A 16,853-nucleotide genomic window follows, 5' to 3' on the forward strand; every position below is an offset into this window, starting at 1 on the left:
CGCGTTATCGTTGACGTCCATCGCGAGCAGGCTCGCTCCTACAAAGGTTTACGGTGGATCAAGGTTATCCAGCACCCGATTCACCGCCATTTCCCCCAACATGATCGACTGCTGAATCCCCAACAGTGTGTGGCCCTGCGAGCCCTTCAGGTCTCTGGCGAAGTCACTGGCCATGACATTGGCTGATGCCAGCGACACGCAGGCGTATTCCAGCAGGGTGTGGTTGTCGATGTCGGGGGCGATGAGAAAAATTGGGCTGGGCCGATGTGGCGGGTCCGGATCGGTATCCGGTGGCTTTGGTGTATGGGGCATGATTCAGCGTCCTGAAAAAGAAGGGTGGCAGCTGTACGCAGGTTAGTAGACCGGTCCACATCAATCCGGCGCACCCGAAGGCGCCCTGCGCACAGCTACCGTCAAGGGCAGGTATAGAGATACCTGCCTATCAGGAGCGCCAATGCGCTAGATATGGAAAGCGGGCTACTAAACCCGGCCACTGACAATCAGTGACGCGAATCAAGTTAGCGATGCCCCTCAAAGCGCACAAGCCGGCGGATTCTGGAGTAGTTGTAGGCAGCGCCGCAAGGCGCTGTAGCCTGTCCGGAACAGTTCAGAAATGTCCCACAAACAGTGGTAAAGCTTCTGATCTTCTGTAGGAGCGAGCTCGCTCGCGATGGTCGTTAACGAAGACGCGTGCTTCCTGGATGCACGCGGCGCTCTTCAGTCCATCGCGAGCAGGCTCGCTCCTACAGTGCGAAAGAAACATCTACGAGCAATGAATCGCCACAAACCATGCCCCGCAAAGAAATGACACATTCGGAAACCGGAGTACGTCATTTCGGAAACGCCCCACAATCAGAATTTTGGGTTCGCGTTAGAGTCATGACCCTCTGCGATATCTCGGAACACACGCCACCATGATGACGATCAATACAAGCAATCCGGCGTTGTACATCACGACATTGGTAGCCTCCAGTGCGATGACCTATTACATGGTTTATTCAAATTTCATCGATGGTATCTACCCGACCGACCGGGACTCGATAGCGATTCCACTGGTTGCAACTACCGGGTTACTGGCGATGCTTTTACTGCTATCCCTAAGCCAATACCCCCTGTACAAGCAACTGAAGTCCGGAAAACCATCAAGCCTGATTGCAACTTCATTCGCGCTCCTTGCAACGACAATTTCATCCATGCTGCTTATCGAAAGCACAAATTACTGGTTCAGCCCGAATCACTTCACCCTTTCCACGCTGTACTTCATCACGCTCTCGACCTATCTGTTCCAACAATTCAAATTGTACAAAAGGCTCGTCTCGCCGCTAAAACAAGATTCCCAAAGGGGGTAATCCGGTTGATAGAGCATTCATCAGCGTTTTTACGCCACGGGCTCAACCTTGCGCGTCAACAACTCCACAAACGCCCTCGCCATCGGCGACTTCTGATCCTTGCGCTGAACTAGCCACACCGCCGACACCGCCGCCGGATCCAGCAGCGGTCGATAGACCACGCCATCAATGCGCATCCGCTGATAGGACGCCGGCAGCACCGACACACCGAGCCCCGCCGCTACCAACCCGATGATGGTCATCGCCTCACCGGCCTCCTGGGCGAAATGCGGGCTGAAGCCGGCGTCACGCGCCAGGCTGAGCAATTGGGCGTACAAGCCGCTGCCGTAGCTGCGTGGAAAAAACACAAAGGGCTCAAGGGCCAGGGCTGAAAGATACAAGCCCTCCTCGCTGCCCTCTACCAACGGGTGCTTGGAGCTCAGCACCGCGACCAGCGGTTCGCGCATCAGCTCGACCACGCTGAGGCAGTCCGGCAGCCCGAGCGGGCGCATGATCCCGACTTCAATCGACTCGTCCACCAGCGCATCGGCCACCTGGGTGCTGCTCATTTCCCGCAGGTTCAGGTGCACCGCCGGGAAACGCTGGCGAAACGAGAAGATCGCCTGCGGAATCGTCGAGTTGAAGGGTGCCGACGAGGTGAAGCCGATTTTCAGTTCACCCAACTCACCCAGTTGCGCCCGTCGCGCGACATCCGCCGCTTTGTCGACCTGCGCCAGCACCAACCGCGCCTCTTCGAGAAACAACCGACCGGCCTCGCTCAGTTCGACCCGACGATTGGTACGCTCGAACAGCCGGGCGCCGACTTCCTGTTCCAGCGCCTGAATTTGCTGGCTCAGCGGTGGCTGGGAGATGCCCAGCACCTGTGCGGCGCGGCCGAAGTGCAGTTCTTCGGCGACGGCGATGAAGTAGCGCAGATGACGCAATTCCATGAAAACCTCATTAGGTCGTAGAAGCTATCAAACAGGTCGAACAATATATTGGATTGAATCATTAGCCAGCTATATGCTTTTTTCATTGCCTGACCGGCTGCGCTCCTCCGAGGTCCACCGTGAAAACCGCTTCCGCCCCGCTTGCTCAAGTAGCTCCTCCCGCCGCACCGGACGATGTCGTCGTCGGACTGAAAGAGATCTACATCGAAAAAGGCACGCCGGCGTTCATGCGCACGGTGCTGGCGCTGTTCTGCGGCGGCTTCGCGACCTTCGCCCTGCTCTACTGCGTACAACCGATGATGCCGCTGTTGTCCCACGAATATTCCATCAACGCGGCGCAAAGCAGCCTGATCCTTTCCGTGGCCACCGGCATGCTAGCTTTCGGCCTGCTGATCACCGGGCCGATCTCCGACCGCGTCGGGCGCAAGCCGGTGATGGTCGCCGCGCTGTTCGCCGCCGCCCTGTGCACCATTGCCAGTGCGATGCTGCCGAGCTGGCACGCGGTGCTGGCGATGCGGGCGTTGGTGGGGCTGTCTTTGAGCGGCCTGGCGGCAGTTGCCATGACCTACCTGAGCGAAGAGATTCACCCGCAACACATCGGTCTGGCGATGGGGTTGTACATCGGCGGCAACGCGATTGGCGGGATGTGCGGGCGCCTGATTACCGGGGTGTTGATCGACTTTGTCAGTTGGCACACGGCAATGCTGGTGATCGGCGGCCTGGCCCTGATTGCGGCGGCGGTGTTCTGGAAAATCCTCCCCGAGTCGCGCAACTTCCGCGCCCGCTCGTTGCACCCGCGCAGCCTGCTCGACGGCTTCACCATGCACTTTCGCGATGCCGGCTTGCCGCTGCTGTTCCTTGAAGCCTTTGTGCTGATGGGTGCGTTCGTCACACTGTTCAATTACATAGGCTATCGTCTGCTGGCCGAGCCGTATCACATGGAACAGGCGTACGTCGGGATGCTCTCGGTGGTGTACCTGTCGGGTATCTACAGCTCGGCGAAAATCGGCGCCCTGGCCGACAAGCTCGGTCGACGCAAAATGCTCTGGAGCACTATTGCCCTGATGATCGCCGGCCTGGCCCTGACGATGTTCACGCCGCTGCCGCTGGTGATCATCGGCATGCTGGTGTTCACCTTCGGTTTCTTCGGTGCCCATTCGGTGGCCAGCAGCTGGATCGGCCGCCGCGCCACCAAGGCCAAGGGGCAGGCGTCGTCGCTGTACCTGTTCAGCTACTACGCCGGATCGAGTATTGCAGGCACGGCGGGTGGGGTGTTCTGGCATCTGGGTGGCTGGAACGGCATCGGGCTGTTCATTGGCGGGTTGCTGGTGGTGGCGTTGCTGATTGCGTTGAAATTGGCAAAGCTGCCGCTGCTGGGCGGCCACACCTTGTAGGAGCAGCCGGTCGACGCTCGATTGCTCGCGAAAAACGTCAACGATAAGCCGGGTTGCCTGACGAACCGAGGCGCTCTGACGTCCATCGCGAGCTAGCTCGCTCCTACAAGGATCGTGGAGATACAAAAACGCCCGGCATTGGCCGGGCGTTTTTTATTGGGTGCTGATCACTCGTGATACTGCGCCGACAATTCATGCACGGCACGCAGGAACGCACCAGCATGTTCCGGATCGACTTCCGGCGTGATGCCATGGCCGAGGTTGAACACGTGGCCGCTGCCTTTGCCGTAGCTGGCCAGAATACGTCCAACTTCAGCGCGAATGGCTTCCGGTTTGGCGTAGAGCACGGTCGGGTCCATGTTGCCTTGCAAGGCAACCTTGTCGCCGACACGGGCGCGGGCGTTGCCGATGTCGCAAGTCCAGTCCAGGCCGAGGGCATCAGCGCCGGCGTCGGCAATGCTTTCCAGCCACAGGCCGCCGTTCTTGGTGAACAGGATCACCGGTACCTTGCGACCTTCGTGTTCGCGGATCAGACCGCTGACGATTTTGCGCATGTAGGCCAGGGAGAATTCCTGATACGCCGCGGCGGACAGGTTGCCGCCCCAGGTATCGAAGATCTGCACCGCTTGTGCACCAGCCATGATCTGGCCATTGAGGTAGCTGGTGACCGACTGTGCGAGCTTGTCCAGCAGCAGGTGCATGGCTTGCGGGTTGTCGTAGAGCATGGCCTTGGTCTTGCGGAAGTCTTTCGACGAGCCGCCTTCGACCATGTAGGTGGCCAGGGTCCACGGGCTGCCAGAGAAGCCGATCAACGGCACACGGCCATTGAGTTCGCGGTGGATGGTGCTGACCGCGTCCATCACGTAACCGAGGTCTTTCTGCGGATCGGGAATCGGCAGGGCTTCGATGTCGGCGAGGGTGCTGACGACTTTCCTGAAGCGCGGACCTTCGCCGCTTTCGAAGTACAGGCCTTGGCCCATGGCATCGGGGATGGTCAGGATGTCGGAAAAGAGGATCGCCGCGTCCAGTTGCGGATAGCGGTCGAGCGGCTGCATCGTGACTTCGCAAGCGAACGCCGGGTTCATGCACAGGCTCATGAAATCGCCGGCCTTGGAACGGCTGGCGCGATATTCAGGCAGGTAGCGGCCGGCCTGACGCATCATCCACACGGGGGTGACGTCTACGGGTTGCTTGAGCAGGGCGCGGAGGAAACGGTCGTTCTTCAGGGCAGTCATGTCGGCATCCGGAAAAAAAGTGAGGGCATTTTCTCAGAGCCGGGCGCAAAAGGCACGGATGCAGGTCAGCCTTTTGTCTATCGGGTCAATTTGTCGCAATGGAACACGGTTTTCGTCACACAACAAAACACTGTGGGAGCTGGCTTGCCAGCGATACAGACACCTCGGTTTGTCAGATAGACCGAGGTGATGCTATCGCTGGCAAGCCAGCTCCCACAGGTATTGCATTTCAATCTGTTGGAAAGTGATCAGACGCCCAGGTAATCCAGGATCCCTTCAGCCGCATTGCGGCCTTCGAAGATCGCCGTCACCACCAGGTCGGAACCGCGAACCATATCGCCACCGGCGAAGATTTTCGGGTTGCTGGTCTGGTGCTTGTACTGACCTTGCTCGGGCGCAACAACGCGGCCCTGGCTGTCGGTCTGGATCTCGAACTGCTCGAACCACGGCGCCGGGCTTGGACGGAAACCGAAGGCGATGACCACGGCGTCAGCCGGGATGATCTCTTCGGAACCCGGGATCGGCTCGGGGCTGCGACGGCCACGGGCGTCCGGCTCGCCAAGACGGGTCTCGACCACTTTCACGCCTTCGACCTTGTCTTCACCGACGATGGCAATCGGCTGGCGGTTGTAGAGGAACTTCACGCCTTCTTCCTTGGCGTTCTTCACCTCTTTGCGCGAGCCCGGCATGTTCGCTTCGTCACGACGATAGGCGCAGGTCACCGATTTGGCACCCTGGCGGATCGAAGTACGGTTGCAGTCCATCGCCGTGTCGCCACCGCCCAGTACCACGACCTTCTTGCCTTTCATGTCGACGAAATCTTCCGGCGACTTTTCAAAGCCCAGGTTGCGGTTGACGTTGGCGATCAGGAAGTCCAGCGCGTCGTACACGCCCGGCAGGTCTTCACCGGCAAAGCCGCCCTTCATGTAGGTGTAGGTGCCCATGCCCATGAATACGGCATCGTATTCTTCGAGCAGTTGCTCCATGGTCACGTCCTTGCCCACCTCGGTGTTGAGGCGGAATTCGATGCCCATGCCGCTGAAGACTTCGCGACGATTGCTCAGTACGGTCTTTTCCAGCTTGAACTCGGGGATACCGAAGGTCAGCAGGCCGCCGATTTCCGGGTTCTTGTCGAACACCACCGGGGTCACGCCGCCGCGCACCAGCACGTCGGCACAACCCAGGCCCGCCGGGCCCGCGCCGATGATCGCGACACGCTTGCCGGTCGGCTTGACCTTGGACATGTCCGGGCGCCAGCCCATGGCGAACGCGGTGTCGGTGATGTACTTCTCCACCGAACCGATGGTCACCGCGCCGAAGCCGTCATTGAGGGTGCAGGCACCCTCGCACAGACGGTCCTGCGGGCACACCCGGCCGCAGACTTCCGGCAGGGTGTTGGTCTGGTGCGACAGCTCGGCGGCCTGGAGGATGTTGCCCTCGGCCACCAGCTTCAGCCAGTTGGGAATGAAGTTGTGCACCGGGCACTTCCATTCGCAATACGGGTTACCGCAACCCAGGCAGCGGTGGGCCTGGTCGGCCGACTGCTGGGGTTTGAACGGTTCGTAGATTTCCACGAACTCTTTCTTGCGTTGACGCAACAGTTTCTTCTTCGGATCCTTGCGCCCGACCTCGATGAACTGGAAGTCATTATTCAGACGTTCAGCCATTTTAAAACCTCATCAAACTCTTCAGGCGCATATCACTGCGGGTTGGCACGGGTGCTGGAAAGCAACGATTTCAGGGAGGCAGCCTTTGGCTTGACCAACCAGAAACGGCGCACGTAATCGTCGAGGTTCTCGGCGAGTTCACGACCCCACTCGCTGTCGGTTTCCTCGACGTACTCGTTCAGCACGCGTTGCAAATGGCTGCGGTAGGCTTCCATCGCCTCGCCGCTGATCCGCTGGATTTCCACCAGTTCGTGGTTGACCCGGTCAACGAAGGAGTTGTCCTGGTCGAGCACGTAGGCGAAACCGCCGGTCATGCCAGAGCCGAAGTTGTAACCGGTCTTGCCCAATACGCAGACGAAACCACCGGTCATGTACTCGCAGCAGTGATCGCCAGTACCTTCCACCACAGTGTGGGCACCGGAGTTACGCACGGCGAAGCGTTCGCCAGCGGTGCCAGCGGCGAACAGCTTGCCGCCAGTGGCGCCGTACAGGCAGGTGTTACCGATAATGGCACTGTCCTGAGTACGGTAGACGCTGCCCTTCGGCGGAACGATCACCAGCTTGCCGCCGGTCATGCCCTTGCCGACGTAGTCGTTGGCGTCGCCTTCCAGGTACATGTTCAGGCCGCCGGCGTTCCACACGCCGAAGCTCTGCCCGGCCGTGCCCTTGAAGCGGAAGGTGATCGGCGCATTCGCCATACCCTGGTTGCCGTGCTTGCGCGCGATTTCGCCGGAGATCCGCGCACCGATGGAACGGTCGCAGTTGCAGATATCCAGGGCAAATTCGGCACCGCTCAGGTCGTTGATCGCCGAGGTGGCCATGTCGACCATTTTCTCGGCCAGCAGGCCTTTGTCGAATGGCGGGTTGCGGTCTACACCACAGAATTGCGGTTTGTCCGCCGGCACGTGGTCGCTGCCCAGCAACGGGGTCAGGTCCAGGTGATGTTGCTTGGCGGTCTGGCCTTCGAGGACTTCCAGCAGATCGGTCCGGCCGATCAGCTCTTCGAGGGAACGCACACCCAGCTTGGCCAGCCACTCACGGGTTTCTTCGGCGACGTAGGTGAAGAAGTTCACCACCATGTCGACGGTGCCGATGTAGTGATCCTTGCGCAGCTTCTCGTTCTGAGTCGCGACGCCGGTGGCGCAGTTGTTCAGGTGGCAGATGCGCAGGTACTTGCAGCCCAGGGCGATCATTGGCGCGGTGCCGAAGCCGAAGCTTTCAGCGCCGAGGATCGCAGCCTTGATCACGTCGAGGCCGGTTTTCAGGCCGCCGTCGGTCTGTACCCGGACTTTGCCGCGCAGGTCGTTGCCGCGCAGGGTCTGGTGGGTTTCGGCCAGGCCGAGTTCCCACGGAGCGCCCGCGTATTTGATCGAGGTCAGCGGCGATGCACCGGTACCGCCGTCGTAGCCGGAGATGGTGATCAGGTCTGCGTAGGCCTTGGCCACGCCGGCGGCGATGGTGCCGACGCCCGCTTCTGCGACCAGCTTCACCGAGACCAGCGCCTGCGGGTTGACTTGCTTCAGGTCGAAAATCAGCTGCGACAAGTCTTCGATCGAGTAGATGTCGTGATGCGGTGGCGGCGAAATCAGGGTCACGCCCGGCACTGCATAACGCAGCTTGGCGATCAGGCCGTTGACCTTGCCGCCGGGCAGTTGACCGCCCTCGCCTGGCTTGGCGCCCTGGGCGACCTTGATCTGCAGCACTTCAGCGTTGACCAGGTACTCCGGGGTTACACCGAAACGGCCAGTCGCCACTTGCTTGATTTTCGAGCTCTTGATGGTGCCGTAGCGCGCCGGGTCTTCGCCGCCTTCGCCGGAGTTGGAACGCGCGCCGAGGCGGTTCATGGCTTCGGCCAGGGCTTCGTGAGCTTCCGGCGACAGGGCGCCCAGCGAAATACCGGCGGAGTCGAAGCGCTTGAGCACCGATTCCAGCGGTTCGACTTCGCTCATGTCCAATGGAGTGTCGAGGGTTTTGACTTTCAGCAGGTCGCGGATCATCGACACCGGACGGTTGTCCACCAGCGACGTGTATTCCTTGAACTTGCTGTAGTCGCCCTGTTGCACGGCGGCTTGCAGGGTGTTGACCACGTCCGGGTTGTAGGCGTGGTACTCGCCACCGTGGACGAACTTCAGCAGGCCACCCTGCTGGATCGGCTTGCGCGGGCTCCAGGCTTCGGTGGCCAGGGCTTTCTGCTCGGCTTCGATGTCGACGAAACGCGCGCCCTTGATGCGGCTTGGAACGCCCTTGAAGCTCAGGTTGCAGACTTCTTCGGACAGGCCGATGGCCTCGAACAACTGCGCACCGCGGTACGAAGTGATAGTCGAGATGCCCATCTTCGACAGGATCTTGAGCAGGCCCTTGGTGATGCCTTTACGGTAGTTCTTGAACACCTCGTAGAGGTCGCCCAGAACTTCGCCGGTGCGGATCAGGTCACCCAGCACTTCGTACGCGAGGAACGGATAAACGGCGGAGGCACCGAAACCGACCAGCACGGCAAAGTGATGCGGATCGCGCGCAGTCGCGGTTTCCACGAGGATGTTGGAGTCGCAACGCAGGCCTTTTTCGGTCAGGCGATGGTGCACCGCGCCGGTAGCCAGGGAAGCATGGATCGGCAACTTGCCAGGGGCGATGTGACGGTCACTCAAGACCACCTGGGTACGACCGGAACGCACGGCTTCTTCAGCCTGATCGGCAACATTGCGGATCGCCGCTTCCAGACCGACGCTTTCGTCGTAGTTGAGGTCGATGATCGCGCGCTCGAAGCCCGGGCGATCGAGGTTCATCAGCGAACGCCACTTGGCCGGGGAAATGATCGGCGAGCTGAGGATCACGCGCGAGGCGTGTTCCGGCGACTCCTGGAAAATGTTGCGCTCGGCACCGAGGCAGATCTCCAGCGACATGACGATGGCTTCACGCAACGGGTCGATCGGCGGGTTGGTAACCTGCGCGAACTGCTGGCGGAAGTAGTCGTACGGCGTACGCACGCGCTGGGACAGCACGGCCATCGGCGTATCGTCGCCCATCGAGCCCACGGCTTCGTAGCCTTGCTCGCCGAGCGGACGCAGCACCTGGTCGCGCTCTTCGAACGTGACCTGGTACATCTTCATGTATTGCTTGAGCTGGTCGACGTCGTAGAACGCCGAACCGTGGTCGTTGTCTTCCATGGTCGCCTGGATGCGCAGGGCATTCTTGCGCAGCCATTGCTTGTACGGATGACGGGACTTGAGGCGGTTGTCGATGGCGTCGGTATCGAGGATCTGCCCGGTTTCGGTGTCCACGGCAAAGATCTGGCCAGGTCCCACACGGCCCTTGGCGATCACGTCTTCAGGCTGGTAGTTCCAGACACCGATTTCCGAGGCCAGGGTGATGAAACCGTTCTTGGTGGTGACCCAGCGCGCCGGACGCAGACCGTTACGGTCGAGCAGGCACACCGCGTAACGACCGTCGGTCATGACCACGCCGGCCGGGCCGTCCCACGGCTCCATGTGCATCGAGTTGTACTCGTAGAACGCACGCAGGTCCGGGTCCATGGTCTCGACGTTCTGCCACGCTGGCGGAATGATCATCCGCACGCCACGGAACAGGTCGATGCCGCCGGTGACCATCAGCTCGAGCATGTTGTCCATGCTCGAAGAGTCGGAACCAACGCGGTTGACCAGCGGGCCGAGCTCTTCCAGGTCCATCAAATCGTTGGTGAACTTGGTGCGACGGGCCACGGCCCAGTTGCGGTTGCCGGTGATGGTGTTGATCTCGCCGTTGTGCGCCAGGAAGCGGAACGGTTGGGCCAGCGGCCATTTCGGCAGGGTGTTGGTGGAGAAGCGCTGGTGGAACACGCAAATCGAAGTTTGCAGGCGCTCATCGCTCAGGTCCGGATAGAAGGCGGTCAAATCCGCCGGCATCATCAGGCCTTTGTAAATGATGGTCTTGTGGGAAAAGCTGCACACGTAGTGATCGACGTCGGCGGCGTTGGCCACGGACGAACGACGACGGGAGGTGAACAGCTTGACGGCCATATCCTGATCGCTCAGGCCTTCACCGCCGATGAACACTTGCTCGATTTGCGGCAGGCGCTCAAGGGCCAGGCGGCCGAGGACGCTGGTGTCGATCGGCACTTTGCGCCAGCCGACCAGTTGCAGGCCGGCAGCCAGGATCTCGCGGTTCATGTTCTCGCGAGCGGCTTCGGCCTTGACCGGGTCCTGGTTGAAGAAAACCATGCCCACCGCGTATTGCTTGGGCATTTCGACGCCGAAGGTTTCCTGGGCGATGGCTCGCAGGAACACGTCCGGTTTTTGAATCAGCAGACCGCAACCGTCACCGGTCTTGCCGTCGGCATTAATCCCACCGCGGTGGGTCATGCAGGTCAGGGCCTCAATGGCCGTTTGCAAAAGGGTATGACTGGGCTCGCCCTGCATATGGGCTATCAGGCCGAAACCGCAGTTATCCTTGAATTCATCTGGTTGGTACAGACCTGCTTTCATAGACACTTTCTCACCAGGCTGCCTCTGATCGAGGCAAATTTCTTTTCAATTCAACCACTTGCCATCCGCGCCGAACGTACGCCAGCTTTGCGGGGGCAAAAGGGAGGTCATTGTACACACCGACACTTGGCCCCACAAATTTGACGACGAAATGTCGCAAATCCATGTCGCATTTGTGAAAGGTTTAAAGCGATCTGCTGTGCTAGTCAAAACTTTTTTTTATTTTGACCGCAACGACTCAAAGACTACTGTGACGCAGACACCACAAGGCACGCAGCCCGGAGGGCTGCGCGCACTTGTAGAAATTTTGAGGTGCTTGGAGAGGCGGCCTGGGTAAGGCCGCCGAATCTTCAGCGAGTTGTTGCCAGTTCCTGTTGGACGCTGGCGACAGTGCGAGGCCAAGGTTTACCAGCCTGAACCTTCGCTGGCAAGGCCTTGATGGCGGAAACGGCTGCATCACGATTGGCGAAGTTGCCGTAGGTGATCACGTAAAGCGGCTTGCCATTGAGGACTTTCTTGAAATAACGGTACTCGCCGCCCTGCTCCTTGACGAAGCTTTGTGCGGCAGTTTCGGAACTGGTGCCGAGGATTTGCACCACGTAGTTGCCCGGCGCTTGACCTGCGTACCAGGTGCCGCCTGCAGCCTTGGCCACCGGAGCCGGTTTCTCGACAGGCTTGGTCGCCGCAGCAACGGCTGGCTTGGCTGGCGCCGGTGCAGGCTTGGCCACTGGAGCAGGCGCTGGCTTGGCGGTGGCGATCTGAGTCGGCGCAGGGGTCGGCTTGGCCGCTGGCGTCGGTGCAGGGCCAGCAGGAACGCCCACAGGCGGTGCTGTGGTGGTAACGGTCGGCGGCGTAGCGCTGGAACCTTCGACCGGCACGCCATCGTCACCCTCGGTGATGCCGCCCGCGGCTTCAGCGAGCGGGCCACGCATGACCGGTTGCGAGTTGCCGACCAACGGCAACGGCATCGGTTGCGTGTTGCCGGCAAATTCGACGGCCGGAGCACCGCCATTCGCTGTCGGCTGACCCTGACCGAGCGGCAGTTGCGCCTGCTCGTTGGCCGGTGCACCCGTGGTCGGTGCCTTGTTGCGACCCGGCATCAACCAGGCGGCAGCTACCGCGACCACGACAACAGCGGAAATCGCCAATACGTGTTTCTTCGGCATATTGAACCCCATTTTTGGACGCTTGACCGCTGTGCGGCTGGCGATCATGGCTTCGATCATTGCATCGCGGGCCGCCTGGTTGATGCTGCCAGGCCAGCCTTCGGAGCTTTCGTGAATATCAGAGATCTGATCTGCGGTGAAAAGTTCGATACCGCGGCCAGCGCCTTCAAGCCGCTGCTCCAGATATTCGCGGGTTTCTTCCTCGGTGTAGGGTTGCAGTTCGATGACATGGAAACGCTCTTCCTCGAGGTGCAAAGCCTCAAGCTGAGCAATCATCGAGGATTCACCGAACAGGAACACATGCGGACGGCCTTCAGGCGCGCCGGCAGCCAGGATCATCAGAGCCTCGAGGGCGGACTCGTCGAGCTGTTCGGCGTCATCGACCAGCAGATAGACTTCTTGCCCGGTCAGAGCAAGCTGCACCACTTGCGCCAGAATGGCGTCAACATCAGCCTGGCCGACGTTCAGCGCCTGGGCCACCTGGCGCAACACCCCGGCCGCATCGCCGGCACCGCGGGCAGAAACCACCACACTTTGTACCGATTGCTTGTTGGTGCTGGCGACCAGGGCCTGACGCAACAGGGTCTTGCCACTGCCCTCGGGACCGGTGACCACCAGCAGCAACTGGCTGTAACGGGCCAAGTGATGCAATTGTCCCAGCACGGGCTTGCGCTGGGCCGGGAAAAATTTGAAGCCAGGCACCCGTGGAGCAAAAGGGTCATGACTCAACTGGTAATGGCCGAGGAAAGCCTCGTCGGCATGCAAACTAGTCATCGCGTTCTTATTAACCTTTAAGCTGGGCCAGGGCGCGGTAGTCTGCCCCCAGCGTGGCCTGTAGAACCTCTTTCGGATAATCGTCGGTCACCACCGCTTCACCCATGTGGCGCAGCAGCACCAGGCGCAAACGACCGTCGATCACTTTTTTATCTATGGACATGTGTTCGAGGAAATCGGCTTCTGTCATCTCTTCTGGCGGAATGACCGGCAGCCCCGCACGCTGGAACAGACGAATGCCGCGATCGCGCTCCTGCTCGCTGATCCAGCCCAGTCGCGTGGACATTTCCAGCGCCATTACGGTGCCAGCAGCCACAGCCTCACCATGAAGCCACACACCATAGCCCATGTGGGTTTCGATGGCGTGGCCAAAAGTGTGGCCCAGGTTCAGCGTGGCACGAACACCCGTCTCTTTCTCATCGGCACCGACCACCGCCGCCTTGGCCGCGCAGGAACGCTCGATGGCATAGGTCAGGGCTTGCTGATCCAGGTTGCGCAGACGGTCGACGTTGTCTTCGAGCCAGGTCAGGAACGGCTCATCACAGATCAGACCGTACTTGATGACTTCGGCCAATCCGGCGGACAGCTCGCGCGCCGGCAGGGTATTGAGGCTGGCGGTATCGATCAGCACCACATTCGGCTGATAGAAGGCACCGACCATGTTCTTGCCCAGCGGATGGTTGATCCCGGTCTTGCCGCCCACCGAAGAGTCGACTTGCGACAGCAGCGTGGTCGGAACCTGGATGAAATCGACGCCGCGCTGGTAGCAGGCGGCGGCAAAGCCGGCCATGTCCCCGATCACACCGCCACCGAGGGCGATCACCGTAGTGCGGCGATCATGCCGGGCGGTCAGCAGGCCGTCGAAAATCAGTTGAAGGGTTTCCCAGGTCTTGAAGGCTTCGCCGTCGGGCAGCACCACGGAAATCACCGAGAACTGCGCCAGGCTGCGGGTCAGACGCTCGAGATAGAGCGGCGCAACAGTCTCGTTGGAGATGATCGCTACTTGCCGTCCGCGAATGTGCGGGGCCAGCAGCTCAGGCTGATCCAACAAACCTTCGCCAATATGAATCGGGTAGCTGCGCTCGCCTAGATCGACCTTGAGTGTCTGCATGTGTCCCCACAGTGAAGATGAATCAGGCGTCCTGCCCTGAGTTAACGAATATCCACGGCCTCTGCTGGTGTGACGCCGTTCGGTAGCCATCCGCCACAACCTTGAGCGGTCATGGCGGGACGCCGAGGATAGCGCATTTCGCGTGGCGCTTTAACGGGGTGGCAACTGCTGCAGGCGCTCCAGAATGTCGAGTACGACCATACGTGGCGGCCGCTCATCGGTTTCGACCACCAGGTCGGCAATTTCCCGATAAAGCGGATCGCGGATCGCCAACAGATCCCGAAGGGTCTTGGCCGGATCGGCAGTACGCAACAATGGCCGATTGCGGTCGCGGGCCGTGCGGCCGACCTGCTGCTCGACCGAGGCATGCAGATAAACCACCCGCCCACCGGCATGCAGTGCCCGACGATTGGCTTCGCGCATGACCGCGCCCCCACCTGTCGCCAGCACCACACCGTCGTAATCGCACAGTTCGGCAATCATTGCCTGCTCGCGATCACGAAAGCCCGGTTCGCCTTCCTTATCGAAGATCCAAGGGATATTGGCGCCCGTGCGCAATTCAATTTCCTTATCGGAATCTTTGAATGGCAGGCGCAGTTCTTTGGCCAGCAACCGGCCGATGGTGCTTTTTCCAGCCCCCATCGGTCCAACAAGAATCAAATTTCGCACAGAATCAATGACTCACAGCAATCGCCTGGTTATTCATGATACGCGGAGTGAGGAATACCAACAGCTCGGATTTTTTCTCCGAAATCACATCACGCCGGAAAAGGCGGCCAAGATACGGCACATCGCCAAGAAATGGCACCTTATCTACGACCTTGCTCTGAGTATTTGAGAATACGCCACCAATGACGATGGTCTCGCCATCGTTGACCAGGACCTTGGCGTTGACTTCGTTTTTCTTGATGGGCGGCACATCCTGGACCTTGTTCAGATAGTCCGGCTCGTCCTTGGTCACCTTGACCTCCATGATGATCCGATTATCGGGCGTGATCTGCGGCGTCACTTCCAGCGACAGTGAAGCCTCCTTGAACGACACCGAAGTTGCGCCACTGGAACTGGCTTCCTGATAGGGAATCTCGGTGCCCTTGAGGATTTTGGCGGTCTCCTTGTCGGACGTGACCACCTTGGGTTGCGAGACGATTTCCCCGTTGCCGGTTTTTTCCATCGCCGTCAGCTCCAGGTCCAGCAAGACGTTATCGGTGATGAACGCGATGCCGATTCCCGATGTGTTGTTGACCGCGCCCATGTCGACGAACGGTGAATTGGTACTGGTACTGCCGGGAGTGCCAATGGTCGACGACCCATTGACCCCGTTGCTGACGCCGGAGGTGTTCCAGTTGCCCCTGTTCTGTATCGACCCACCCCAGCGCACCCCGAGGCTTTTGTCATAGTCGACGTTGGCTTCGACGATCCGCGCCTCGATCATCACCTGACGCACCGGGATATCCAGCTGCGTGACGATCCTGCGCAGCTCATCAAGCCGGTCCTGGGTCTGGTAAGCGATGATGTTGTTGGTGCGCTCATCGACGGTGATCGACCCCCGTTCGTCGGGTTTCGCTTCGGCACTGGTCACCGACTGGAAGAGCTTGGCGATATCCGCCGCCTTGGCGTAATTCACCTGCAACAGCTCCCGACGCAATGGCGCCAGATCGGCGATCTGCTTCTGTGATTCCAGCTCCTGACGCTCACGGGCAGCAATTTCATCGGCCGGCGCAACAAGCAGGACGTTGCCGACCTTGCGCTTGTCCAGCCCCTTGGTTTTCAGCACCAGATCCAGCGCCTGATCCCAAGGCACGTTCTGCAAGCGCAACGTGATGCCACCCTGCACGGTGTCGCTGGCCACCAGATTGAGGTTGGTGAAATCGGCGATCAGTTGCAACACCGAACGCACATCGATGTCCTGGAAATTCAGCGAAAGCTTCTCGCCGCTGTAGGCGTGCTGCCCGGCATTGCGCTTTTGCAGGTCGTCGACCGTCGCCGGGCGAACGCTGACCGTAAGCTTGCTGTCGGTCTGATAGGTCGAGTAATCGAACGTGCCACCCGGCTCAATGCTGATGATGGCTCGATCGCCACTCGCGCTGGCATTGACGAATTGCACTGGCGTGGCGAAATCCTTCACATCCAGACGCACGCGCAACGGCTCGGGCAATCGGGTCTTGGCAAACCCGACGATGATCTTGCCCTCGCGCTCTTGTATGTCAGGCGCCATCGATGGATCCGACAAGTCGATCACCACATTGCCTTCGCCCTGTGTGCCTCGCTGAAAATCCACACCCCGAATGGCCTTGCCTGCCGTTACAGCGGCCCGTGCCGGAACCGGCATTGCCGTGGCCGCCGGCCTGGGTGTCGACGACTTGCTCCCCTGTCCGACAACCACCAGCAGATTGTTGCCTTCAATTCGCGAGTCGTATGGGGCCGGCTGGGCCAGGTTGATGATCAATCGCGTACGGTCTCCGGCCTCCATCACCGTTGCACTGCGGGCATTTCCACTGCCGAGATCGCGAGTCTTGCTGGCCAACTGACTGGCGACACCCGGCAAATCCAGCGCAATCCGGGCCGGCGACTCCGTCGTGTAGCCGTGGGGTACCGGGGGCGGCGCATCGAACGACAACTTCAACTCGACACGGTCTCCCGGCAGCGCAGCGACATCCAGCGCCCTGAGATTGGCCGCTTGTACCATCGGCGACAGCAACGCTATCCATAGCGAAAGGCCGAAGGTTGCGAAAATCCTGTTCATTATTCGA

11 protein-coding genes are annotated in these 16,853 nt (G+C 60.1%); 2 read left to right on the forward strand and 9 right to left on the reverse strand.

Features of this window, described 5'->3' with window-relative positions; genetic code table 11:
* Nucleotides 1-48: 48 nt before the first annotated feature.
* Nucleotides 49-312: a DUF6124 family protein gene (locus PMI31_RS06595; protein WP_008017007.1), complete on the reverse strand. Its 264-nt coding sequence runs from the start codon at nucleotides 310-312 to the stop codon at nucleotides 49-51.
* Nucleotides 313-914: 602 nt separating this feature from the next.
* Between PMI31_RS06595 and PMI31_RS06600 the strand changes: the two genes are divergently transcribed.
* A complete protein-coding gene (locus tag PMI31_RS06600) occupies nucleotides 915-1,349 on the forward strand; it encodes a hypothetical protein (RefSeq protein ID WP_008017008.1) in 435 nt (144 codons plus the stop codon).
* A 29-nt stretch (nucleotides 1,350-1,378) separates the two neighbouring features.
* Here PMI31_RS06600 and PMI31_RS06605 read toward each other — a convergent pair whose 3' ends face one another.
* Nucleotides 1,379-2,278, reverse strand: a complete 900-nt coding sequence (locus PMI31_RS06605) for a LysR family transcriptional regulator (protein WP_008017010.1) — start codon at nucleotides 2,276-2,278, stop codon at nucleotides 1,379-1,381.
* Nucleotides 2,279-2,397: 119 nt separating this feature from the next.
* Here PMI31_RS06605 and PMI31_RS06610 point away from each other — a divergent pair, with 119 nt between their 5' ends.
* Nucleotides 2,398-3,672, forward strand: a complete 1,275-nt coding sequence (locus PMI31_RS06610; RefSeq protein WP_008017011.1) for an MFS transporter — start codon at nucleotides 2,398-2,400, stop codon at nucleotides 3,670-3,672.
* A 167-nt stretch (nucleotides 3,673-3,839) separates the two neighbouring features.
* Here PMI31_RS06610 and hemE read toward each other — a convergent pair whose 3' ends face one another.
* The 7 genes from hemE to pilQ all read right to left on the reverse strand — a co-directional run bounded on the left by hemE (nucleotide 3,840) and on the right by pilQ (nucleotide 16,846).
* Nucleotides 3,840-4,907, reverse strand: a complete 1,068-nt coding sequence (gene hemE / locus PMI31_RS06615; RefSeq protein WP_008017012.1) for a uroporphyrinogen decarboxylase — start codon at nucleotides 4,905-4,907, stop codon at nucleotides 3,840-3,842.
* Nucleotides 4,908-5,155: 248 nt separating this feature from the next.
* Complete coding sequence (locus PMI31_RS06620; RefSeq protein WP_007997363.1) at nucleotides 5,156-6,574, reverse strand: FAD-dependent oxidoreductase; 1,419 nt, start codon at nucleotides 6,572-6,574, stop codon at nucleotides 5,156-5,158.
* 32 nt (nucleotides 6,575-6,606) lie between these two features.
* Entirely contained in the window at nucleotides 6,607-11,052 is a 4,446-nt protein-coding gene (gltB, locus tag PMI31_RS06625) for a glutamate synthase large subunit (protein ID WP_008017014.1), read from the reverse strand.
* Between the two features lie 350 nt (nucleotides 11,053-11,402).
* Complete coding sequence (locus PMI31_RS06630) at nucleotides 11,403-12,992, reverse strand: AAA family ATPase (RefSeq protein ID WP_008017015.1); 1,590 nt, start codon at nucleotides 12,990-12,992, stop codon at nucleotides 11,403-11,405.
* A 10-nt stretch (nucleotides 12,993-13,002) separates the two neighbouring features.
* Nucleotides 13,003-14,103 carry a 3-dehydroquinate synthase gene (aroB, locus tag PMI31_RS06635; protein ID WP_007999227.1) on the reverse strand — a complete coding sequence of 367 codons (1,101 nt, stop codon included), beginning with the start codon at nucleotides 14,101-14,103 and terminating at the stop codon, nucleotides 13,003-13,005.
* 150 nt (nucleotides 14,104-14,253) lie between these two features.
* Complete coding sequence (gene aroK / locus PMI31_RS06640; protein WP_015093141.1) at nucleotides 14,254-14,772, reverse strand: shikimate kinase AroK; 519 nt, start codon at nucleotides 14,770-14,772, stop codon at nucleotides 14,254-14,256.
* A gap of 4 nt (nucleotides 14,773-14,776) precedes the next feature.
* Complete coding sequence (gene pilQ, locus PMI31_RS06645) at nucleotides 14,777-16,846, reverse strand: type IV pilus secretin PilQ (RefSeq protein WP_008017016.1); 2,070 nt, start codon at nucleotides 16,844-16,846, stop codon at nucleotides 14,777-14,779.
* Nucleotides 16,847-16,853 lie beyond the last annotated feature (7 nt).

Source organism: Pseudomonas sp. GM55, from assembly GCF_000282395.1.
Lineage (GTDB): Bacteria > Pseudomonadota > Gammaproteobacteria > Pseudomonadales > Pseudomonadaceae > Aquipseudomonas > Aquipseudomonas fluorescens_CC.